Origin of the sequence: Methylorubrum sp. SL192, from assembly GCF_026672325.1 — a bacterium.
Lineage (GTDB): Bacteria > Pseudomonadota > Alphaproteobacteria > Rhizobiales > Beijerinckiaceae > Methylobacterium > Methylobacterium extorquens.
The window spans coordinates 1,974,490-1,996,283 of record NZ_JAPPQV010000003.1 but is presented as its reverse complement, the minus strand read 5'-3'; the positions used below and the strand labels follow the sequence as shown (position 1 = coordinate 1,996,283).

The 21,794-nt window shown below is 68.2% G+C and carries 15 protein-coding genes and 1 tRNA gene; 5 read left to right on the top strand and 11 right to left on the bottom strand.

From position 1 onward, the window contains the following. Positions 1 to 21 precede the first annotated feature (21 nt). A complete protein-coding gene (locus OVA30_RS10100; RefSeq protein ID WP_268175350.1) occupies positions 22 to 1,863 on the bottom strand; it encodes a chloride channel protein in 1,842 nt (613 codons plus the stop codon). Positions 1,864 to 2,011: 148 nt separating this feature from the next. Between OVA30_RS10100 and OVA30_RS10095 the strand changes: the two genes are divergently transcribed. Further along, positions 2,012 to 2,088, top strand: a tRNA-His gene (locus OVA30_RS10095). Positions 2,089 to 2,251: 163 nt separating this feature from the next. Here OVA30_RS10095 and OVA30_RS10090 read toward each other — a convergent pair. Then, positions 2,252 to 2,503 (bottom strand): hypothetical protein, encoded by a 252-nt coding sequence (locus OVA30_RS10090; RefSeq protein WP_004446489.1) that lies wholly within the window; start codon positions 2,501 to 2,503, stop codon positions 2,252 to 2,254. Between the two features lie 88 nt (positions 2,504 to 2,591). On the opposite strand from OVA30_RS10090, the gene OVA30_RS10085 reads away from it, so the two are divergent. Beyond that, positions 2,592 to 3,263 (top strand): spermidine synthase, encoded by a 672-nt coding sequence (locus OVA30_RS10085; protein WP_012254137.1) that lies wholly within the window; start codon positions 2,592 to 2,594, stop codon positions 3,261 to 3,263. A gap of 189 nt (positions 3,264 to 3,452) precedes the next feature. On the opposite strand, the gene OVA30_RS10080 is transcribed toward OVA30_RS10085, so the two are convergent. The 3 genes from OVA30_RS10080 to OVA30_RS10070 form a co-directional block, all read right to left on the bottom strand. Continuing rightward, a complete protein-coding gene (locus OVA30_RS10080; RefSeq protein ID WP_004446487.1) occupies positions 3,453 to 3,962 on the bottom strand; it encodes a ferritin-like domain-containing protein in 510 nt (169 codons plus the stop codon). A 78-nt stretch (positions 3,963 to 4,040) separates the two neighbouring features. Next, positions 4,041 to 4,898 carry a manganese catalase family protein gene (locus OVA30_RS10075; protein ID WP_012254135.1) on the bottom strand — a complete coding sequence of 286 codons (858 nt, stop codon included), beginning with the start codon at positions 4,896 to 4,898 and terminating at the stop codon, positions 4,041 to 4,043. A 234-nt stretch (positions 4,899 to 5,132) separates the two neighbouring features. Beyond that, entirely contained in the window at positions 5,133 to 7,997 is a 2,865-nt protein-coding gene (locus OVA30_RS10070) for an EAL domain-containing protein (protein ID WP_268175349.1), read from the bottom strand. Positions 7,998 to 8,180: 183 nt separating this feature from the next. Here OVA30_RS10070 and OVA30_RS10065 point away from each other — a divergent pair, with 183 nt between their 5' ends. After that, the gene (locus OVA30_RS10065; RefSeq protein WP_268175348.1) at positions 8,181 to 8,552 is read left to right on the top strand and encodes a hypothetical protein; all 372 of its coding nucleotides are present in this window, start codon (positions 8,181 to 8,183) and stop codon (positions 8,550 to 8,552) included. A gap of 168 nt (positions 8,553 to 8,720) precedes the next feature. Then, positions 8,721 to 9,779 carry a cytochrome-c peroxidase gene (locus OVA30_RS10060; RefSeq protein WP_268175347.1) on the top strand — a complete coding sequence of 353 codons (1,059 nt, stop codon included), beginning with the start codon at positions 8,721 to 8,723 and terminating at the stop codon, positions 9,777 to 9,779. A gap of 24 nt (positions 9,780 to 9,803) precedes the next feature. Here the strand turns inward: OVA30_RS10060 and OVA30_RS10055 are convergent, their stop codons facing one another. Together OVA30_RS10055 and OVA30_RS10050 are read right to left on the bottom strand one after the other, a co-directional pair. Then, entirely contained in the window at positions 9,804 to 11,330 is a 1,527-nt protein-coding gene (locus tag OVA30_RS10055) for a carbohydrate porin (RefSeq protein WP_268175346.1), read from the bottom strand. Between the two features lie 162 nt (positions 11,331 to 11,492). Beyond that, positions 11,493 to 13,382, bottom strand: a complete 1,890-nt coding sequence (locus tag OVA30_RS10050) for a sigma 54-interacting transcriptional regulator (RefSeq protein WP_268175345.1) — start codon at positions 13,380 to 13,382, stop codon at positions 11,493 to 11,495. A 288-nt stretch (positions 13,383 to 13,670) separates the two neighbouring features. On the opposite strand from OVA30_RS10050, the gene cynS reads away from it, so the two are divergent. Continuing rightward, on the top strand, positions 13,671 to 14,159 hold the full coding sequence (cynS, locus tag OVA30_RS10045) for a cyanase (protein WP_004446477.1): 489 nt from the start codon (positions 13,671 to 13,673) through the stop codon (positions 14,157 to 14,159). Positions 14,160 to 14,260: 101 nt separating this feature from the next. Here cynS and OVA30_RS10040 read toward each other — a convergent pair whose 3' ends face one another. From OVA30_RS10040 to OVA30_RS10025, 4 genes are all read right to left on the bottom strand, one after another. Continuing rightward, positions 14,261 to 14,530, bottom strand: a complete 270-nt coding sequence (locus OVA30_RS10040; protein ID WP_253396371.1) for a hypothetical protein — start codon at positions 14,528 to 14,530, stop codon at positions 14,261 to 14,263. Between the two features lie 160 nt (positions 14,531 to 14,690). Next, on the bottom strand, positions 14,691 to 14,951 hold the full coding sequence (locus OVA30_RS10035) for a hypothetical protein (protein WP_253396369.1): 261 nt from the start codon (positions 14,949 to 14,951) through the stop codon (positions 14,691 to 14,693). Between the two features lie 471 nt (positions 14,952 to 15,422). Beyond that, complete coding sequence (locus tag OVA30_RS10030; RefSeq protein WP_268175344.1) at positions 15,423 to 19,808, bottom strand: translocation/assembly module TamB domain-containing protein; 4,386 nt, start codon at positions 19,806 to 19,808, stop codon at positions 15,423 to 15,425. Further along, complete coding sequence (locus tag OVA30_RS10025) at positions 19,809 to 21,794, bottom strand: autotransporter assembly complex protein TamA (RefSeq protein WP_268175343.1); 1,986 nt, start codon at positions 21,792 to 21,794, stop codon at positions 19,809 to 19,811.

Below are 21,794 nucleotides of genomic sequence, written 5' to 3'. Positions count from 1 at the left end.
TCCATAGCACGGGCGCGCCGCTCAAGCCGCTTCCCCGAGCATGGCGCGTCGTTGCCGGTCCAGCTCTTCGCTGTAGCGCTTCAGCGTGTGGCTCTCGGTCAGCAACCCGATCACGCGGCGGCTTTGCCGATCGCTGAGCACGGCGAGTTCTTCGCTCTCGGCCTCGTCGAACGCTTCCGCCGCCTGCTTGACGGTCATGTCGGCGAGCAGAAACGATCCTGGGTAACGCACGACGTCGGCGAGGTGCGGCGTCTCGCCACCATTCTCGGCCGCACGCGCATGGGCCTCCGGCACGAGGACGATCCCGGCATAGCGATCGTGCTCGTCCACCACGACCACGCGCGACGGCGAGCCGAGGGGATGTGCGCGCAGGAACGTCGCCATCGGCGTGTCGAGGGGCACCGGCCGAATGTCCTTGCGCATCATCCGCCCGACCGTCAGGGAGCGCATCCAGCCGACATCGTGGGCGCTGCGGATGCTCTCGCCGCGCAGGTGGAAGCGCCACGTGGCGAAGGAGTAGCCGAAGGTCTTCCGCACCGTGAGCGAGGAGGCGATCACCGAGGCGAGCACGAGCCCGGTCACGGGGAAGCTGCCCGTCATCTCAAGAGCGAGAAAGGTCATGGTGAGCGGGCCGCCGACGATGGCGACGGCGAAGGCGCTCATGCCGATCACGGCATAGCCGACCGGCGCGAGGCCGAACCCCTCGAAGCCGGGCCAGACCAGCGGCGCCAGCCCGGCGAACAGCCGGCCGACCAGCGCGCCGAGGAACAACGAGGCGAAGAACAGGCCGCCGCGGAAGCCCGATCCGATCGACATCGCGGAGGCTGCGGCCTTGGCAACGATGAGGCCGGCGAGCGCGCCGAGCCCCGCCGCCTCGGGCGCGAGGGTGATGTGGAGCGCGCCGTGCCCGGCCGAGAGCACCTGAGGGGTCGTCGCGAGCGCGAGCCCGCCGACGCACAGGCCACCGAGAACGGGCCGCAGGGGTGCGGGCAGGCGCGAGGCGCGAAAGCCGTGCTCCACCAGCGTTACGCCCCGCATCAGCAGCACCGCGAGGCCGGCGCAGACGAGACCGAGCACGAGACACGGCAGCGTATCGCCCGCCCCCAAAGCCGTATTCTTGGCCAGCGCCAGAGCGCCGACATCGACCAAAGCCGGCTGGGGCGCGAGCGCCCGGGCCACGAGGCTGCCGCACAGCGCCGCGACGACGACGGGGGCGAGCGTCGCGATGGTGTAGGTGCCGATGATGAGTTCAAACGCGTAAAAGGCGCCGGTCAGCGGCGAGCCGAACGCGGCGGCAATGGCGGCTGCCGAGCCGCAGCCGACCAGGGTGCGCAGGTCCGAACGCCGCATCTCGAAGGCGATGCCGAGCCGCGAGGCGATCCCCGATGCGACCTGGGTGTAGCCGGCCTCAAGCCCGACCGAGGCGCCGCAGCCGTTTGAGATCACGTTCTGTGCCGCCACATCGAGGGAGCCGCGCAGCGACATCCGCCCGCCGTGCAGGGCATTGGCCTCGATTGGATCGACCACTGCGCGCTTGGCCTTGCCGCGCCCCCTCGTCGCGATCAGGAGCAGCAGGCCGAGGATCGCGCCGCCGAGCGCCGGAGCCAGGAACGGGGCCCCCATCAGCCCGTCGGTCGGAAGATCCGTCAGGCTGCTGAGGCGCTGGCCCGCGGGAAGCCGATAGAGGATTTCGCGCAGGAACTGGCTGGCGCCGCTCATGGCGACGACGACGAGCCCCCCGACGCATCCCGTGACGGCCGCGAGCCCCACCAGGGCAATCTCGTTCCCCCGCACCCAGGCCCGCAGCCGCACCGGTGCCTGGACGAGCGGGGCGGCGGTGGGCGGAGACGGAGACGGGCTCATCGCACTCGCGGAGGCTGGGTCCGGATCGCAGGCCATAGCGGCCATGCGCTCGCCGTCTAGCATCGGTGGATCGATGGTGCGAACCGCGAAGAGGCGCATTCAAGACGCTTGAAATGCCGCGAGCCTCGGGATAAGTCCCCCCTCACGTGCCGCCGTAGCTCAGTTGGTTAGAGCACTAGATTGTGGATCTAGGGGTCCCCCGTTCGAGCCGGGGCGGTGGTACCATCGAATTTCGTATGGTTGGGAAGGGGTTGGCGCTGAGCCAGCCCCTTCTTCGTTTGGGCCCGGCCGATCCGCCGGCACTTGCGAGCCGGTCGGATCCTCTTGCGAGACAAGCCGGGCTTCCCCTGCCGCTACGAGCCAGCGCGCAGGGGGCAGCGCCATGGCATCAGGTGGCGATCACCGGCTTCGCGATCGGCGAGCGCGTGAGCTGCTGGATTTCACGCGGTGCCCGGCCGGCCTTCTGCGCGATTTCCGCTTCCTGCTCGGCGATGAGTTGACGCGCCGGCTCGTCGCCGTCGAGCCCGCCGAGGATTTCCATCGGGACACGCCGGTTCGAGGCGCGTGTGCCGTCCTCAAAGACAACGTCGAAGAGAACGAAGCCGCGCTGCTGCGGCAGAGATTTGGTGCGTTTAGACATGCCCGCTGATAGGCGGCCTTCAGCGGAAAGAGCAATGGCGACGGACGCATGCGGGGTCGCACCCGGCGCCCGGCCGGGAAAGGCAGCGATGAACGAGTGGGTGCACCTCGAAACCAGCGACGTGCCCGGCGGCGGCAAGAGCCTCGCCCTGATGCAGCGCGGCGGTGAATTCTCCATCGTCGTCGGCAACATCGAACTGATGAACAGCACGCGGGGCACCTCGGAGGAGGCGCTGGCCTCGCTGACCTGCGCCCGGCTGACGGGCCGGCCAGCGCCGCGCATCCTGATCGGCGGCCTCGGCATGGGCTTCACCCTTCGCGCCGCTTTGCGGGAGTTGGGACCGGACGCGCGCATCGTCGTCGCCGAACTCGTGCCGGCGGTGGCCGCCTGGGCACGCGGACCGCTCGCTTCCATCTTCGCTGGCTGCCTCGACGATCCGCGCGTCGAACTGCGCGAGACGGACGTGACCCGCCTGATCCAGTCCGAGGCCGCCGGGTGGGATGCGATCCTCTTGGATGTGGATAACGGCCCCGAGGGTCTGCTGCGGCGCGCGAACAACCGGCTCTACGACGAGTGGGGCCTGAAGCGGGCGCAATGGGCGCTCAAGCCCGGCGGCACGCTCGGGGTGTGGTCGGGGACGCCGGACCGGAAGTTCAAGGCGCGGCTTCAGCGGCTCGGTTTCGCCGTCGAGGAGGTTCGCCGGCCAGCCAGCGGTTCGAGCGGTCCCCGCCATGTCATCTGGCTCGCAACGCAGCCCTGACCTTCGGTGCGCTGCTGGCGCGGAACGGCCGGGCCATGCGCTTCAGCCCGCCTCATTGTGAGCGTGTCCCACGGGTTCGATCTCGCACGGATGTTGGACCCGTGAGAATCGCGCACCGGGCCAGAATCGTTCGGCCCGGTGCGTGATGTCGTGTCGCTCGACGATGCGAATGCCGAGCTCGGCTGCGGATCAGCGGTCCGCCTTCTCGCCCGCGATGGTGAGATCGACGTAACGCTTCGTCGTCGGGCCGATCAGTTCGCGTACCCGGCGCGCCATCGCCTCTTCCTCCTGCAGCGATTGGCGGAAGCCCGTCAGGCTACCGCCCTGCCCGGCCGCCTCGCCGATGGTCAGCAGCGATTCGTAGGCCGCGATCTCGAAGTTCTCAAAGGCGTGGTTGGCGTAGGTGTTCTTCAGGATCTCATCCTGTGCCGGCGTGTGGCCCAGCGCCATCATGTTGCCGACGAAGCCGAGGATGCCTTCCTTGATCGCCGAGGGGCTGTCGCCGAGCGATTGAAGAGCCTCCTCCAGGCGGGTGCGCTGGCCGTGCGTCTCCTCGATGTGGCGGCGCAGTGCCTCTTCCATCTCAGGGTAGCGGGTGAGCCGTTCCACCTGACGCTCCATGATCTGCAGGGCCTGCATTTCGAGAGCGTGGGTGTTCTTGAGTGCGGTGACGTAGATTTCGCGCGTGTCGAGGGCCATCGTCGGCGTCTCCTGTTCGAACGGTGCGGGGTGAAGCGCAAAAGGATCGCCCGGCCGCAGAGGCAGCCGGGCGATGGGTCAGCCGATCTGTTGCGTCTCGGCGCCGCTGTCGGGGCGAGCGGGGCCGAGCACGGGCTCCTGACCCATGGGCTCGTTCTGGAAGACGCTGAAATTGCCCTTGCCGTCGATCGAGGGGCCGGCCGTCCAGCGGCCTTCCGGCGGCGGAGCACCGTCACGGTTCGTGGCAAAGAAGCTGTAGTTGAACTTCTGGTTCTCTTCCGATTGCGGGAAGCTGTTCGGGATCGGCAGGGCTCCCTCGGTGCCGCCAAGCTCCTCGATGACCGCGAGCCATTGCTGCTGGTGCATCGTGTCGCGGGCGATGAGGAAGCTCCACATGTCCTTCATGCCGGGATCGTTGGTCGCGTTGGACAGGCGCACCGCCAAGGTCCGGCCGGTCGCCTCGGCGGCGACGTTGCAATACATGTCCGCGGCGATGTTTCCGCTGGCATAGATGTGGTTCATGTCGAACGGCACGCCGTCGGAATTGCCGGGGAAGGCGGCCATCCCTGAGGAGAGCAGGTGCTTGTGCAGCATCCCCTCGGCGATGTGGCGCGGGTTTTCGCCACCCATCACAGCGCCGACGATGGCATCGGCCGCTCCGGCTTCCTGAACCTTGGTCGGTGCGTTTTCGAGATTCATTGCGACGGCTGTTGCCAGCATCTCGATATGGCCGATCTCCTCCGTCGCGGTGTGGAGCAGCATGTCGCGGTACTTGGTGTTGGGCGCGCGATTACCCCAAGCCTGGAAGAAGTACTGCATGCAGACGCGGATCTCGCCTTCGACGCCACCGATCGCCTGCTGTAGCATCCGGGCATAGATCGGATCCGGGCTATCGACCCGCACTGGGTATTGAAGCTTCTTGTCGAAATAGTACATCGGCTAACTTCCTCGGCACACAGATCACACAGCCGTGCACGGCCAAGTCTTTCGACTGGCTGCGCTTCGGCTCTTGTGTCGGGGAAATCGCCAACTGCGCGCTTTGTTCAGCGGAAACTCACGCCGATCGTGTCGCACTCATATGTTGTGCTGATATAGCACAATGCATAATCGCAGTGAGGTAACCTATAGCCTCGTGAGAGTGGCCGGGCCCGCGGCCGGTCGCGTCGCCGTTCAGGCTGCGTTGCGGCCGAGTGCCGTGACCAATTCACGGATCGTGGCTGAGGGGACGGGGCGGCTGAACAGGTAGCCCTGACCCTCGTCGCATCCTTCGAGCCGAAGCTGCTCGAGTTGGGCCTCGGTCTCGATGCCCTCCGCCGTGGTCGTGATGCCGAGGCTGCGGCCGAGGCCGACCACGGAGCGCACGATCAGCCGCGAGTTGCCCGGCGCGGCGAGGTTACGCACGAAGGACTGGTCGATCTTGATCTTGTCGAACGGGAAGCTCTGCAGGTAGCTCAACGACGAGAAGCCGGTACCGAAATCGTCCATCGCCACCCGCACACCGAGGCGCTTCAGGGTGTGGAGCGTCGCCAGCGTCGTCACGCTGTCGTTGAGCAGGACCGACTCGGTGATTTCCAGTTCTAGCCGGTGCGCCGGCAACCCGCTCGCGGCGAGCGCATCCATCACCGCCCGGACGACCGCCGCGTTCTTGAATTGCGCGGCGGAGACATTGACGGCGACGCGGATGTTAGAGGGCCAGGTCGCGGCCTCGCTGCAAGCCTTGCGCAGCACCCATTCGCCGATCTCGCCAATGGTGCCCGTCTCCTCCGCCAGGGGAATGAAATCCGCGGGAGAGACATAGCCGCGCTCGGGATGGCGCCAGCGCAGCAGCGCCTCGCAACTGGCGATGCGCTGCCGGTCGAGCTTGACGATCGGCTGGAACACGAGCTCGAACTCGCCGTTGCCGACGGCCTTCTTGAGATCGCTTTCGAGAGCCCGGCGCTTGCGCAGTTCGACGTCCATTTCCTCGTCGAAGAACGCCCAGCAGCCCCGTCCGGTGGCCTTGGCGCGGTAGAGCGCGAGATCGGCGCTCTTCAGCAGCTTCTCCGGGCTCGTTCCGTGTTCCGGTGCGAGCGAGATGCCGATGCTGAGCCCGACCGTCACGGTGTGTCCGTCGAGCAGGAAGGGCTGCTGGAACGCCGCGATCAGGCGCTTGGCCAGGGCGCTCGCATCCCGCCGCGCATGCGTGCCGGCCTGGACGCCGGCCTGGACGATGGCGAACTCGTCGCCGCCGAGACGCGCCACGAGATCGGTGTCGCGCAGACAGCCTTGCAGCCGTTCCGCAACGCTGCGCAGCAACCCATCGCCAATGGGATGGCCGAGGGTGTCGTTGACTTCCTTGAACCGGTCGAGATCGAGGCAAAGCGTGGCGAACCCGGCACCGGCCCCATCGTCGAGACGCGCGGCGGCCTCTTCCAGGCGCTCGCCGAACACCATGCGGTTGGCGAGCCCCGTCAGCGCGTCCTTGCGCGCCATGGTGATAATCCGCGCTTCCGCCTCGTAGCGCTGGGTGACGTCCTCGTAGGTGGCGATCCAACCACCTTCCGCCGTCGGCTGCTGCTTCAGCGCGACGATGCAGTCCGTCCGGATCGGGCAACACAGTGAGGCGCTCAACCCGCGTTGGAGCAGGGCCTCCTGTTCGACGAGGAGATCGATCGCGCGGCCATTATCGGACGAGGCTTCGACGAGACGGGCCACGTCGCGGATGCTCATGCCGGGCCGCAACGCGGCGGCATCGACGCCGAACATGTCGCAGAAGCGGCGATTGTAGACGAGGAGGCCGCCCTCTGCGTCGTAGAGGCAAAGCCCCTGGAGCATGTTGCTGAGAGCCGCGTCGAGCTGTGCATTGCTGCGCTTGAGCTGATCCTCCTGCTCCTTCAGCAGGGACACGTCGCTGCAGACGGCAACGAAGCCGCCCTCGCGTGTGGGACTGCGGCTGATGCGCAGCCAGCGCCCGTCGGCGGTGTGCGTCTCGGCGGTCAGGGTGGCGTGGCCGGGCATGGCGAGCAGGGCATCGGCGACGGCGGAACCGCGCGAGTCCGAGAGCGGGCGATGGCCGGGTTCGGCCTGATCGATCCCGAGCAAAGCGGCCGCCCGCGCGTTCGCGAGCACGATGCGGCCCGCGGCATCGACGACGACGATGCCTTCGATCGACCCCTGCACCGCGTCGGCGAGCAGGCCTTGGGCGGAGCGGCGCTGCGCGACCTCCTCCTGCATCATCGCCGCGATGTTATCGCGCATGACTGCCATGGCGCGAAGCAAAGCGCCGAACTCGTCGTCCCCGCCCTCGGGCACGCGCACAGTCAACTCACCGGCGGCGACGCGGCTCGCGACCGTCGAGGCGTCGGCCACCGGCCGAACGATCTGCCGCAACAGGAGCAAGGCGACGATGCCCGAAAGAACGATCGCGAGTGAGGTCGCGAAGATGCTGAGCCGCACGTCGCGGGCCACGTCCGCGCGGGCCGTCTGCCGATAGGAGAAGCCGTCCCCGGCGGTGAAGTTGATCAGCAGGTCGATATGCTGCTCGGCCACCGCCGCGTGGGCATCGAGCGCCTGCCAGACATCCGTCGTCTGTTGATCGGGGCCGAACTCTCTCCGGGCGGCGAGCCAGTGTGCGACGGCGTCCTTGGCGGCGGCGGCCTCCCGCGTCGCACGCTCCGACTGGGCCCGATCCGCGGCGATCTCCAGATCTTCCTCGAACGATTGCGTCAGCGCCTCGATCCGCGCTTCGAGCGTCCGCCGCTCGGCGCTATCGCCCGCGAGGCGGGCTCGGGCCACCGCAGCCTGGAGCATCGCGAGGTCGGTCGCGGCAGCCCGGGCGTAATTGATCGCCATCAGAGAGCGATCGTAGGTTTTGTCGACCAGCGCACCGGTCGTCATGATGCCGAAGGCGGCGTAGCCGCCGAGCGCCGCCGTGATCGCGCTCAGCATCAGGAAGGCGAGGAAGATCCGGCCGCGAATCGTGCGACCACCGCGCAGCACGGCCCCGACGGCGGTGCGCCCGAGCGAAAAGCCAAAGGGTCGGCGTGGAAGACTCATCGGGCAAACGCTCGCTTCTCGCAGCCAGCATGTCCGACAATCGTTAAGGTAATCTGCGACGTCAGCGATTTCGGTAGTGTATCCCTCGAATTCGGAGATGACGTTAAGGCGAACGCAACTTCATGGATGCTCATCTGAAACGAACGAGTGCGCGGGGGCGTCCTCGAAGTAGAGGAGACGGGCATGATGGATGCGTGCGGGATGAGAACTGCGCCCACGCCGCGGCGTACAGGTTCAGTCCTGTTGCTCACATCCCTCATCGCATCCGGAACGGCGCTCGCGCTGGCGGGCGATACGGCGTCCCACCGCGTGACGCAGAAGGGGCGGTCCTTCGCCCCGGGGGCGATTTCCCTTCGGGCCGGCGAAGGCCTCGCGATCGTGAACGACGACGGTGAACTCGTCCATCACGCCTATCTCGAGAATCCGGACTTCAGCTTCGACACCGGAGAGCAGATTCCGGGAAGCAAAACCGTCGTCTTCTTCCCGAAGCCGGGGCAGTTCACGATCCTGTGCGGCATTCATCCGAAAATGAAGCTCGCGGTCTCGGTGAAGTAAAGAAGCGCAATTCATCTTATGGTTGTATGAGATAGAGATGTTTTCCTGGCTATCGATCCTCACCATCTCAGGATCTGAGCGGGCAGGCGCCAGTCACGCCAATATTAAGCCAATGCCTTAACTGAAATTAAAGCCAAAGCCCCGAAGGTCGAACCTGTCGAGGTTCGAATGGCTTGGAAATTCGTGGGGGGCGTCGCAGCCCTCCTAACGATCCTGATGGGAAGCTTGGCGATCGCGACGAACGGCGAGCCCGATCGTTCGGCTGTGCTCGCTGAATACCGCCGTCCGGCCGAGATTCCCTTCCCCGACGACAACCCGTATCGGGCCGCAAAGGCCGAACTCGGCCGCGCGCTGTTCTTCGAGCCTGCTCTCTCACGGGACAGCGACCGCACCTGCGCCACCTGTCACGTCCCAGGGCAGGATTGGACCGATACGACGCCGCGTGCCCTGCGCAGCGACGGCGGCTTCATGGATTTCCGGACGCCGACGCTGCTCAACGTCGCCTGGACCGAAACGATCTACGGTTGGGATGGCAAGTTCCGCGGACTCGAAGCGGTGGCCCGCACGCCGCTGACCGCGCCGGGCAACATGAACATGCCGCCCGAGGAGATGGTCCGTCGCCTCTCGGCGGATCCGAAATATGTCGTCGCCTTCGCTGATGCGTTCCCTGGACCGACCCCGGACGGTGGGCCGATCTCTCAGGAGCGGATCGAACAGGCACTCGCCACCTTCCAGCGCCTGATCGTCTCCGGTCGCGCACCCTTCGACCGCTGGGTCGAGGGTGATGCGCGCGCGCTGGGCCCAGCCGCGAAGCGCGGCTTCGATCTGTTCAACGACAGGGCCAACTGCGCCGCCTGCCATTCGGGCTGGAACTTCACGGACGGCTCGTTCCACGACATCGGCGTCGCCACGGACGGTGCGATCGGCCGCGGGCGGTTCTTCCCGAACTCGACGGCCCTGCGCCACGCCTTCAAGACGCCGACCCTGCGCAACGTCGCGCGGCGCCCGCCCTACATGCATGACGGCTCGCTGGCGACGTTGTCCGAGGTGATCGACCTCTATGACCGCGGCGGCATCGATCGGCCGAGCCGGTCCCGCGACATCCGTCCGCTTCATATGACGGCGCAGGAGAAGGCCGACCTCATCGCCTTCCTGGAAACCCTCAACGACGACGGCGCCGAGGGGCCCGCCTACCAGCCGATCGGAGCCGAGCCACCGCGGCCGTAAGGGATGCCGAGGCCGGCGCGTCCGTCAGTAGTTGATGGTTGCACGCAGGCCCAAAACCGTGGCGTTGCGCAGGCGGCGCCCGCGCTCGTCGGCCACGCCGCCGCCGGGCCGCATGACGTATTGGAGATCCGGCTGAAGGGTGAAGCCGGACACCAGCTCTGCCTGATAGGTCGCCTCGAACACGGTCTCGCTGCTGCGCAGCGGGCCCGATCCGGCCCCGAAAACGCGCTGGTCGCGGTCGAAGGCGCGGGCGGCCGCGCTGATGCGGGAATGGATCACCCCGAGGCCCAGCGTATCGTTGGGGCGGCCCTCGAACAGGCCTCGATAGGCCACGCCGGCATCGACGTAGAGATCGATCAGGTTGCGGTTCGTCGGCACGGCGGAGACCCGCAGGAACGCCGAGGCACCCTCGTTCACCGTGCCGGGTTCGCGATAGATCGTCTGGTCGAGCATCGCGTAGAGCCCCGCATTGCCGCGAAAGCGCCGGGCGATACCGCTCGCCTCGGGATCGGCCAGCAGTCGCCCCCGGACTTCGTCGAGGCGGGGGCTGTCGAACCGGCCGAAATGGTACCAGCCGCCCAGGGTCGCCGTGCCGGGCAGCCGCTCGGCGCCGGGCAGGCTGGGATAGGCATAGGCCACCTCGCCGATCAGCAGTGCCGGATCGTTGACGCGGAAACTCGTGCCGCTGCGGTTGCGCCGCTCCGGATCGGTCTCGTCGCCGACCGGTGTGCCCGCCGGGTCGCCGTTGAACAGCCCGCCCTGCAGCGAGAGTTCGGCGGTCGGCTCGTATTTCAGGCGGATGGCGGGCGTGGCCAGCGGATAGATCGGCCCGCCACTCGGCAACACGACCGCGCCGATATTCGGCCAGCCGAATCCGGCATTGATGAACACCACCGCCGATTGCGCGATGGCGAACTCTGTATCGGCCGAGACTTGCCCGACCTTCACCGAGAGCCGGTCGTCGAAGAAACGCTGCTCGATCCACAACTCGAACAGCCTCGTTGAGGGCAAAGCCTCGATGCCGCTGACCGTCGTGAGGTTGTTGACGAAGCGCCGCGACAGGCCGTGACCGTGGATCTGGAAGAAGTCGGTATGAAAGCGGGCGCCGCTCCAGCCGGCGAGCTGATCGAGATCGATGTCGAGCGAGGTATCGAGGCGACCGCCGAAAGTCGTCCCGCGCCGTAGCCCGCCGGAGGCGCTGGAAAACCCCTCGCCGATATAGGTGAGGACGTAGGTGACGCCCCGCGCCGCCAGCGCAGCGCGCATGCCGAACGGGTCGCCGTAGGGGCCGAGCACGTCCTGGATCGAGCCCTCGTTCGTCACCGAGACCTGATCCGACGTTCGCGATTGCGCGATCGCGGTCTGCGGGTCGCCGCCTGCGCCCGTCAGCGGAAGGCCGAGCGGTATGGGTAAGGGGAGCGACGGCAGCGATTGGGCACCAGCCGGGACCGAGGCGATGCAGAGCGGAGCGGACAGGGCGAGGACCGCGACGCCGCTCGCGAGGAGCCGGCGCGTTCGGGCCGCGCGGCGGCGTGTCGTTTCCGCTCTCACGTCATTGCTCGGCTCGACACACAGGCGTGTTTCCGTCAGGCGGCGATCCCCCGTCGAGGGGCGGCCGGGCCGGGCCATATCGGATGATAGCTAAGCAGGCGCAAATGACAGCTCTGCGAAGCGCCGCCCTTACCGGGGTCGTTCGATGGGGATCACCGAGCGTCAGAGCGGTTCGATCCCCAGCACCTTCATCCGCGAGCGCAACGTCGTCGGCTTGAGACCGAGCAGCTCGGCCGCACCGCCGGCACCGAAGACCTTTCCGCCACTGATGTGAAGCGCCGCCTCGATCTCGCTGCGGGCACGCGCGCGGCGCTCCTCTTCGGATAGCGGCCGGCCGAGATCCGCCGGACGCTCCGGCGCAGGCGTGACGGGACCGGTACTGCGGGTTTCCGGCAGATCGAAGCGCAGGCGCCCGCGCTCGGCGAGAATCGCGGCGCGCTCAATCACGTTCTCCAGCTCGCGCACATTGCCCGGCCAATCGTAGCGGGACAGGCGGCGGGCGTCGGCCTCAGTCAAGCGCAGATCCGTCCGGTTGAGCCGCCGCGCGGCGGCCTTCAGGACGTGCTGCGCGATCAGCGGCACGTCCTCGCGGCGTTCCCGCAGGGGCGCGGAGGTCAGGGGGAACACGTTGAGGCGGAAGTAGAGATCCTCGCGAAAACGCCCGCGGCGCACCTCTTCCTTCAGGTCGCGGTTGGTCGCGGCGATCAGCCGGATATCGACGGCGCGGGTGCGCTCCTCGCCGACCCGCTCGAACTGCCGCTCTTGCAGGACGCGCAGCAGCTTGCCCTGGAGGTCCAGCGGGATCTCCCCGACCTCGTCGAGGAACAGCGTGCCGCCGTCGGCAAGTTCGAACCGCCCGATCCGGTCGCGCAGCGCCCCGGTGAAGGCGCCCTTGGCGTGGCCGAAGAACTCGCTCTCGAACAGGTCGCGCGGGATCGCTGCGCAGTTCACGCGGATCAGCGGCCGCTCGCGGCGGCGGCTCGCCTCGTGGATGGCCCGGGCGATCAACTCCTTCCCGGTGCCGGATTCGCCGGTGACGAGGACGGTAGCGTCGGTACCCGCCACCACGTCGATCTGGCGCAGCAACGCCTCCATGACCGGGCTACGCCCGATGATGCCCTGATGGTGGCTCTCGGCGCGAATTTCCTCCTTCAGGTAGGCGTTCTCCTGCTCCAGGCGCTCACGCAGGGAATCGACTTCGGCGAGTGCGGCCCGCAACCGGTCCTCGTCCTCACGGCGCTGGCTAACATCGCGAAACACGATCACCGCGCCGAGCAATTGCCCACCCTCGCGGATCGGCGTCGAGGTGTACTCAACGGGGAAACAGGTGCCGTCCTTGCGCCAGAACACCTCGCCATCGACCTGATGCACGGCCCCGTCGCGGAAGGCCGCGTAGATCGGGCAGTCGTGATGCGGGTAATGCGCACCGCCCGCGTGGGTATGGTGGACGGTGGCGTGCATGTCCTTGCCGACGAGATCGGCCGAGGCCCATCCCAGCATCCGCTCCGCGGCCGGGTTGACGAAGGTGGTGATCCCGTCCGCGTTGACGCCGTAGATCCCCTCCCCCGCCGCGCGCAGGATCAGCCGATTGCCGCGCTCGATGTCGCGAAAGATGCGCTCCATGCGCTGCCATTCGGGCAGGCCGGCGCGCATGTGCGCCTCGGCCTCCCGGTCGACGCGGCGGCGCTCGCGCTCATCGAGATCGAAGAGGGTGACGAGAAGCCGCGTCGGCTCGCCCGAGAGCACGCAGCCGGCATATTCGAGGCGCAGCGCCTTGCCGGCGCCGTGGCGCGGCGTGAGTCCTTGTGTCCACCAATGCCCTTCGGCGAGGACGGCCTGGGTGAACACCACGAGCGCAGGCCGCTGGTCGGGGTGCAGGGCGCTCACCGGCATCGCCCGCAGGGCCGCGCGGTCGTGGCCGAGCAACCGGGCGGCCGCCGCGTTGGCGTCGTCGATGCGGTCTGTGAGGGGCTCGAACACCAGCATCGCCTCGCGATTCTCGTCGAAGGCGAGGCCGTAGACCGATGACGCTTCCAGCGCAGTTGGCGACACGACGAAATCTCGCAGTCTTCCTACGACATCGCGTCATAGACGAAATTTCGTAGATTTGCGATGCGGGAAAAAGAGATTGATTGGCAATGGTTTACAGGGCCGCATTGGCCTGGCACGCCGCTTGCGGTTCAAGTCCGCAACGACGCGGCTCGGCTCCGGGCCCGTCATCCGAGTGCCGCCCGGTCCGCTCAAGCGGGTCGAGACGGTCCGGCCGTTCGGACGCTGCGCCCCCAGGCATCCGAACGGCCACCCCATCGCAGCCGGCCCTCGGCCGGAAGGGAGACAAGCATGAAGCGCGAAGACCTCACCGAGAAGCTTCTCGACATCAAGCGCGAGAAGGGCTGGACCTGGAAGTACATCCAGGACGAGATCGGAGGCATCTCCCCGATCCTGATCACCGCCGCCTGCATGGGCCAGATGAAGCTGCCGAAGGCGCAGGCCAAGAAGGCCGCCGAGCTGTTCGGCCTGAGCCAGGCCGAGGAGCGGATGCTGAACGAGGCCCCCTATCGCGGCTCGATCCCGCAGATGCCGCCGACCGACCCGCTGATCTACCGCTTCTACGAACTGGTGATGGTCTACGGCACCACGTGGAAGGAGCTGATCCAAGAGGAATTCGGCGACGGCATCATGTCGGCGATCGACTTCAACATGACCATGGAGCGCGAGCCCAACAACAAGGGCGATCGGGTGAAGATGAACCTCTCGGGCAAGTTCCTGCCTTACAAGTATTACGGCAACGAGGACGGCGTGCCGGAATACGGCTTCAAGGAGCCGTAGGAGCCCTCCGGTTCAGAAAAGCCCGGTGCCATGACGGCGCCGGGCTTCGCTTCGTCCCAGAGGGCTTCGGTCGGATCGAGATCGCCCTCGCCTGATCCGGCTCAGCAGCCGACACAAATGTCCTTCATGAGGAAACTGTCCTTGAACTGAGGTTCAGGCTTCTGCCCGGCCTCGCCGCTTGTCGGCGAGCTAAAAACCTGCGGGCGGGGGATGACTCTTCCGGTCGGCGCGACGTGCGGGGCTGTGATCGTCGTCTCCGGGCCGCCGCCCGTCCCGGTCTGCGCCGGATGATTCATCGCATTCGCGGCCGTGGACGCGAGCAGGCAGATCCCGCCGACGAGTGCGATTTTCAAAGATGTCGTTCCAGTCACGCTTCATCTCCCTTTTCGATTGCGGATCCTTTTCGTTGCTTATGGATCCTTCTTATGTCGCGGCGCCTCTTGTGAATATGCGCCGCCGCACGCCGCGCTCGACTGACCTTCGACTGAAATCAATCCGCCGCGACCTTCCTCCAATCGCATCGCGATGCGTTCAGCGTGTTCCGGGGAGATAACAGATCAGCGGGTTCGCTCTACGGCCGCCGCTCTGATAGCTCTTGGCGTGACCGATCGAGCCGGTCATGTCCTGCGTCGGGTTTCCGCCGGGACGTTTCACGACGATGTCGCAGTACATCCGATTGGGATCGCCGGGGCCTTGGAGATCCATCGTGCGCCGAGCCAGCGCCGACGTCGGCAGGAAGACAGGCGTAACGGCAACAAGCAGAACCAGTACGCGGTTTAATCCACGAAACAACAAATTTCTCCTGTCTTGCAGAGAACGGCCCAAACAAGAGGCGCATTGCTTAAATATAAATCTGATAGTGGAAGCCAAGTGCGTAAGAACACATCTGTGATGCTGCAATAAATTTGCACAGAGCCGAAATTTTAATCGGGAATGAATCTATTACTTAAACGTACTGCACGAACAACGGCAGACAGTTCGCCGGACAATACGGTCCCAACCATCCGATATGGCTTGGTCACCGGCCCGCCCCGAAAGAACGCTTTGGGGCACATCCGGCGGTTTCCAGTCGGCCGCGAACGGCTGCGTACCGCCCCTCACCGCTGCTCATGGGGTTGAGCGGACCGTGTCGCGATCCAGGCAGGTCATGGCCGGGCGAGACAGAGGCGAGGCCAGCCGCCGACTTCTTCGGTCCGGTCGCCCTGCTGCAGCATGACCCCGACGGGCGCGAGGGAGGCGACGGGCTCGGCGCCTGCTAGCGCGTCACCACTCCCACTCGGCGCCGACGCCGACCGAGGTGCGGCCGTCGCTGCCGGCCTCGCCGTTCAGCTTGATCCGCCGCGTCACGTCGTAGTTGATCGTGGCGGCGGTGTCGGCAGGCTTGGCGCCGGCCTTCACGCCCACGCTGATGCGGTCGTTGATGTAGCGCGAGGCGCCGACCGCTGGGCCGCCGCTCGCGCCCGTCGAGACATCGAGGCTGTCGAGGCCGAGCCCCTTGCGGGCCGCCTCGAACACGTCGGGCCCCCCTGCCCCGCCGGAGAGTTGCGCCACCGCCTGGGCCAGTTGCAGCGCCTGGAACGCCGAGAGCCCGGCCGCCGCCTTCTTGAACAGGATGCGCGAGAGGATCTCGTCCTGCGGCAAGCTGGGATCGGAGGAGAGCGCGAAGGCGGGCTGCGCCGCGGGGCCGGTGACCGCGACGCGGGCGGTGACGTCGGCGGCCTTGGTCTCGGCGGCGAAGTCGAGGTCGGGCTGGGCGATGTCGCCTGCGAAGAACACCCGGCCGCGGGTGAAGTCGAGGCGCTGGCCGCCGAGGCTGAACACGCCGCGGCGCAGGGAGAAGTCGCCGTTGGCCTGCGGATCGCGCGAGGAGCCGGTGACATGCAACTCGCCGCCGAGTTCCGCGTCGATGCCGCGCCCGCGCACGAAGATGCGGCTCGGCGCGCTCACGATCACGTCGAGACCGGCATCGAAGGGCGGGGCCGCCTTCTTCCGGCGGCCGGCCGCCTCGATCTGCGCCCTGCGCTCGGCCCGCTTGGCGAGGCGCTCGCGCACCTCAGGCGTCACGTTGACCCGGCGGATGCCCGGCAGCGGCTGCACCGTGGCGGGCAGGCGGTCAGGCACGGACACGTCGATCGAGACGACATCGACCCGGCCCTTGATGGTCGGCTTGCGGGCAAGCGGTCCCGACAGGGCGAGGTTGAGGCTCGACACTGCCGTCATCAGCGGGCTCGAGACCAGTTCGGCCCGGTCGGCGGTGATGCGAAGCGTGCCGGGAAAGCCGGAGGCCGGCTCGACGGCGACGCGCCCGTCCACGGAGAGGCGCCCGCCATTGCGGGTCGCTGCGGTCAGCCGCTCGATGACGATGGTGTCGCCGCGGCCCGTCACCCGGCCCTGGATATCGGTGATGCGGATGCCGTTGATCGGATCGGTGAGGCTGCCGCCCGAAAGCGTCGCCGAGCCTTCCACCTTCGGCGCCGCGACCGTGCCGGTCACGCCCGCATCGAGCACGATGCGGCCGGCAACCCGCTGCCCGCTCGCACTCAGCATCGAGTTGGCGAGCGCCGCGTCGAGGGTGCCGCGGGCGCGGAGACTCAGCCCGCCGCCGGCCTCGACCGGCACGGTGCCCGTCACGGTCACGTCGGCGCCGCGCCCGGCGGAAACCCGCCCATCGATGCTGGCCGCGCCATCAGTGAGCCGGCCGCTCGCCCGCGCGGTGATCGGCGGCAGACCGGCCTTGCGGGTTTCGGGGGTCACGAGGCCGGCAACGGTGAGGGCGTAGCGCCCTTCCGGCCGCGCGGCGGGTCCATGCAGGTCAGCCTCGCCCTCCAGCGTGCCGGAGAGCGCGAGGCTCGGGCTCGCGATCCGCGCAAGCGACAGCGGCAGGGCACGAATGCCGAGCTTGAGATCGAGATCGGACCCCGCCCGCCCCTGCACGCTGACACGGCCGGAGCCGGCGGCGACCACTAGATTCTCGATCAGCGCCGAGCCATCATCAAGGGTGATCGCGGCGGGGCCGGCCAGCGCCAGACGGTCGCCGCCGCGCTGCGCCGAGAACCGCGCGATCTCGATCCGCGTGCGCTCGGCCGGGATCAGCCGCGCGGCACCATCGAGGGCGAAGCCGCGGGCCTGTGCGGTGAGGGTGATGTCGCTTGCCGCCGCGGTGCCGTTGGCGGTGAGCCGCACCGTATCGATGCTTTGGCCAACTGCTACGAGCCGCGCGACGTCGGCATGGCCGTCGATGACCGGATGGGCCCGCAGGTCGCGGCCGGTGAGATCCGCGTCGAGCTTGGCAAGACCGAACGTGTCGTAGCGCAGGCTCGAACCGGTGGCGCGGACCGTCGCGTCCTGGCGCCCGCCCGCGCGGGAAAGGCTCACCGCCGCGTCGAGGCTGCCGCCCATGGGGGCAAGCGCGAGCGGCGACAGGTCGCCGAGATCGCCGGCCCGGACCGTCAGGGCGCCCTCGGCGAGGAGGCTGTCGGCGTTCACGATCGCCTGCCCGTCCGCCGCGACGGAGCCGAGGGCGAAGGCGAGCCGGTCGAGGGCGTAGTCGCTCCGGTTCGGCCGGGCGATGTGGGCCTCGGCCCGCAGCGGCTTTCCGGCGATGTCGCCGGTCATGCGCAGGGTGCCGTCGAGGGCATCGCGCAGGTCGTTCAGCGCCGCATCAAAGCGCAGATCCCGGATCGGACGCCCGTTGGCCGTCACCTCCGGTGCGCGGAGCGCGGCGGTGACGGCCGGCTTGAGCAGGGAGCCCGTCAGCCGCGCATCGGCGCTCGCCGGCCCGGATAGGCGCTCATCGAAGGCAGAGAGGTTCTTGAGATCGACGCGGGCGGCGACGTCTGCGGTCTTCGCGTTCGCCTGTCCCTGGAGGGTGGCGACGAGCCCCGCGCCCTGGAAGCGCAGGCGCTCGAAACCGTAGCCGTCATAGGTCTGCGAGACGCGTCCCGTCAGCGTCGGAGCGCGGCCGACGAGCCGGTCGGCAGTCGCCTCGCCGAGCACGAGACCGCCGCCGCGCAGGTCGAGGTCGGCGGAGAGCGCCTTGCGGGCGGGATCACCGCTCAGGATCGCCTTGGCATCGAGACGGCCGGCGAGGGTCCGGCCTGCGATGCCTGAGAAGGCGCCGACATCGGACAAAGCCGCCTCGAGCGTGCCGGCCAGCGTGTTCTGCCCGATCCGTCCGGCATAGGCGGCGCGGGCCGTATCGGATTCGACGGTCAGGGTCGTGACGTCCAAGACGCCGTCCGAGCCGGCGGCGGCGCGCAGGGTCAGCTTGGCCCGGCTGCCGACAGCGCGGCGCAGGGCCGGATCGGGGAGGCGAAGTCCCTCCACGGCGGCATCGGCGGTGATGGTGAAGCGCTGCGCCTTGTCGGCGCCGGTCGGCTCGACGTTCAGAACGGCATCGACCCGCTCCAGGCTCGATTCGCTGGTGCGCAGGCCGGCCGCCTTGAGATTGCCCTTCACCCGCGGCGCCGAGAGCGGCCCCTTCAGGCTGCCGTCGAAGACGAGGGTGTCCAACTCGGCATCCGCTGCCTTGGTGACGCCGCCCTCGGTCGGGACCGCGCGGGCCGAAATCGTGAAATCCGCCACCCGGTCGGCGGTGAGGGTGCCGCCGATCGCGAGCCGTGCGGTGCGCGAGGCGAGGTCGAGCCGGTCGATGCGGAACGACCCCGTATCGGAGAAGGCCATGCCGCCGTCGAGCTTGGTCTCGCCCGAGAAGATCGCCGCGGCCGGGCCCGGCACGAGGCCCTCGATGCGCGAGGTCAGGTCGAGGCTCAAGCGCCGGTCGGACCCGATGCGCGAGAGGCGCGCGCCGCCCTTCGCACCGATCTCCGGGCCGGCGTCGAAGTCGAGTCGGGCGTTGAAGGAATCGAGGGTGCCGCGACCATCGAGGTCGAAGTTGATCGGCGGCGTGCCGGGGAGGTTCGCCGCCTTCGAGAGGAGCCCGCCCTCCGGCTCGACGAGGCTGGCTTTCACCTCAAGGCGCTCGCCCTTAGGCACGAACAGGAGGCGGGCGATGAAGCGCCCGGCCGCGTCGAGGCGGCGGAAATCCGCGCTGACATCGAGTCCTTCGGACGGGTTGCCGAGCGTGGCCTTGCCCTCACCCGCGAGCCGTGCCGGCTGGCCGGCGACGCTCTCGCCCAGCACCAGTTCGGCTAGCGCGAAGCTCTTGATCTCGACCTTCACCGGCAGGTCCGGCAGCAGGCTGCCATCGGGCTCGGCCTCGGCCGGCGTCGGGCCTGGCACCGGCTTGCGCAGCACTTCGAGACGGCCAATCTCCAAGGTGTCGACTTCGAGCCGGCCGGACAGCAGGGCGAGGCGCCGCCAGACCAGGCGGGCGCGGTCGAGCTTCAGCCACGGGCCGTCGGAATCGCTGATGACCACGTCGCGGATCGTGGCGTCCGAGGACAGGGCGCCATCGACGGCGCCGATCGTGACCTGCGACGAGGGCGTCGAGAGCGCCTTCGACAGGAGGCCGCCGAGCACGGTCTTCTCGCCATCGGCGGCGCGGGTGCCATCGGTGGTGATGAAGGCGGCGAAGATCAGTGCGATCGACAGGAATGCGGCCGCAACCGCCGCTCGGCCGTAGGCTCGGCTCCGCCCCTCGCCCGCAGGCAGGCTGCGCCGGTGTCGTCCGCGAGCAGAGAACGCCATTCAGAACGCCTGTCCGAGACTGATATACAGGGCGGCCGGCAGCTCGCGGTTTCCCTTGATCCGGTCGAGCGGGAAAGCGAGGTCGGCGCGGATCGGACCGATGCCGGTGTAGTAGCGCAGGCCGATGCCCGCCGCCTTGCGGATACGCTCATCGAAATCCGGCAGCGTCGAGGCGAAGGCGGTGCCCGCGTCGAAGAAGGGTACGATGCCGATCGTGTCGGTGATCTTGATGCGGGCCTCGATCGAAGCCTCCAGCAAACTGCGCCCGCCGATCGGCAGATTGAACGGGCCGCGAGGCCCCAGCGTGCGGAAGGCAAAGCCGCGGACCGAGCCGCCGCCACCGGCAAAGAAACGGAAATTGTCGGGGATCTCGTCGAGCCGCGCGCCCGAAACCGAGCCGAAGCCGACACGCCCGGCGAGCACGTATTTCGCCTCGTCATCGAGCGCGTAGTAGGTCGAGCCCTGGGCCTTCGCGACGAAGATGCCGGGATCCGAGCCGAGGAAGCCGGGATAGGGCGCGGCCGAGGCGATCACCCGGAAACCCTCGGTGGGGTCGAGCAGGCTGTCGGTCGAGTCGTAGGTCACCGAGAGCGGCACGCCGATCAGCCGGTAATCGACGGTGCCGATGGCATCCTTCGAGCGGCCGACCTGTCCGTCGAGGCCGATCTGGGCCGAGAACGTGTCGGAGAAGCGGTGGCGGACCGCGACCGAGGCCCCGGCCGCGTCCACGAAGTAGCTCTGCTGCACCTCGCGGGTCACGAAGAGGTTCGCCAGCAGGTCGTTGCGGGTGCCGCCGAGCGCCGGCTTCACGAAGGTCGCCGAGAGGCGTCCGCCAAGGCCGGTCGTGTCGATGCCGGCGAGCTTTCGCTGGGTCGCGAACGGATCGTAGCCGAGGCCGAGATAGTAGATGTCGGCATCGAGCCGCAGCATCTCGCCGCCGCCCCAGAGGTTGCGGTTGGCATAGTAGGCGCGCACGCCCGGCCCATCGACGGTGGAGTAGCGCGCCGAGACGCCGATGAGGTTGCGCTCGCGCTCGCTCACCTCGACGAAGATCGGCAGGTTGCCCTGCGCATCGAGGCTCTCGTCCTCGCGCACGCGGACCGCGCCGAGGCCCTCGATGCGAGCGACGGAGCGACGGATGTCGGAGACCGCCTTCGGCGAGTAGGGATCGCCGGGCTCGGAATAGATGAACGAGCGGATCACCGCCGGGTCGATGCCGTCGGTCGCCTTCACCGACACCTCGCCGAGGCCCGCCATCGGTCCGGGATCGATGGTGAAGGTCACGTCCATGACGTGCGCCGCATCGTCGACGACGGGATCACGCGTCACGGCCTTGGCGAAGGGGTGGCCAAGAGCGCGGAAGCGATCGACGATTTTCGCCTCGCGGGCGAGCACAGTCGCCGAGCGGGCCGGAACGTCGTCGCCGGTCCGGGTGAAGCGCTCGGGCAGTACCTCCTCCGACAACGGCCGGCCGCGGGGGTCGAGGACGGTGACGGTGCGCAGGGTGTAGGCGGGACCGAGATCGACCGCGATCTTGACCGGCACCAGCGTGCGCGCGCGCGCGTTCTCGGCGACACGTGCGGCGGCAACCAGCGAGGCCTCGCCGCCGACCGGCACTCCGTCGATGCGGATCGAAACGGTGCCCTGATAATAGCCGTAACCGGAGAGCACATCGGTCAGGCGGCGCAGATCCGCTTCGGCGCGCCGCACCAGCCCCTCGCCGTCCGGCGGCGCCTCCTGGCGCAGGCGGTAGAGGGTCGAGGTGTCCTGCAGAGCCCGCAGGATATCCGAATCGTCGGTGCCGGTGAACCGCAGGCTATAGGGCAGTGCCGTCGCGCTCGGGGCCGGCGGCTCCTCTTCCGAGCCGAACAAGCCGAACAGGTCGAAGGCGGCCGCCGGACGCGGCAGAAGGACCAGGGTCGCGACACTCAGAAGAACGCCACCAAAGACCGGCGAACGCAGCAGGCAGTTCATCCGGACATGCAT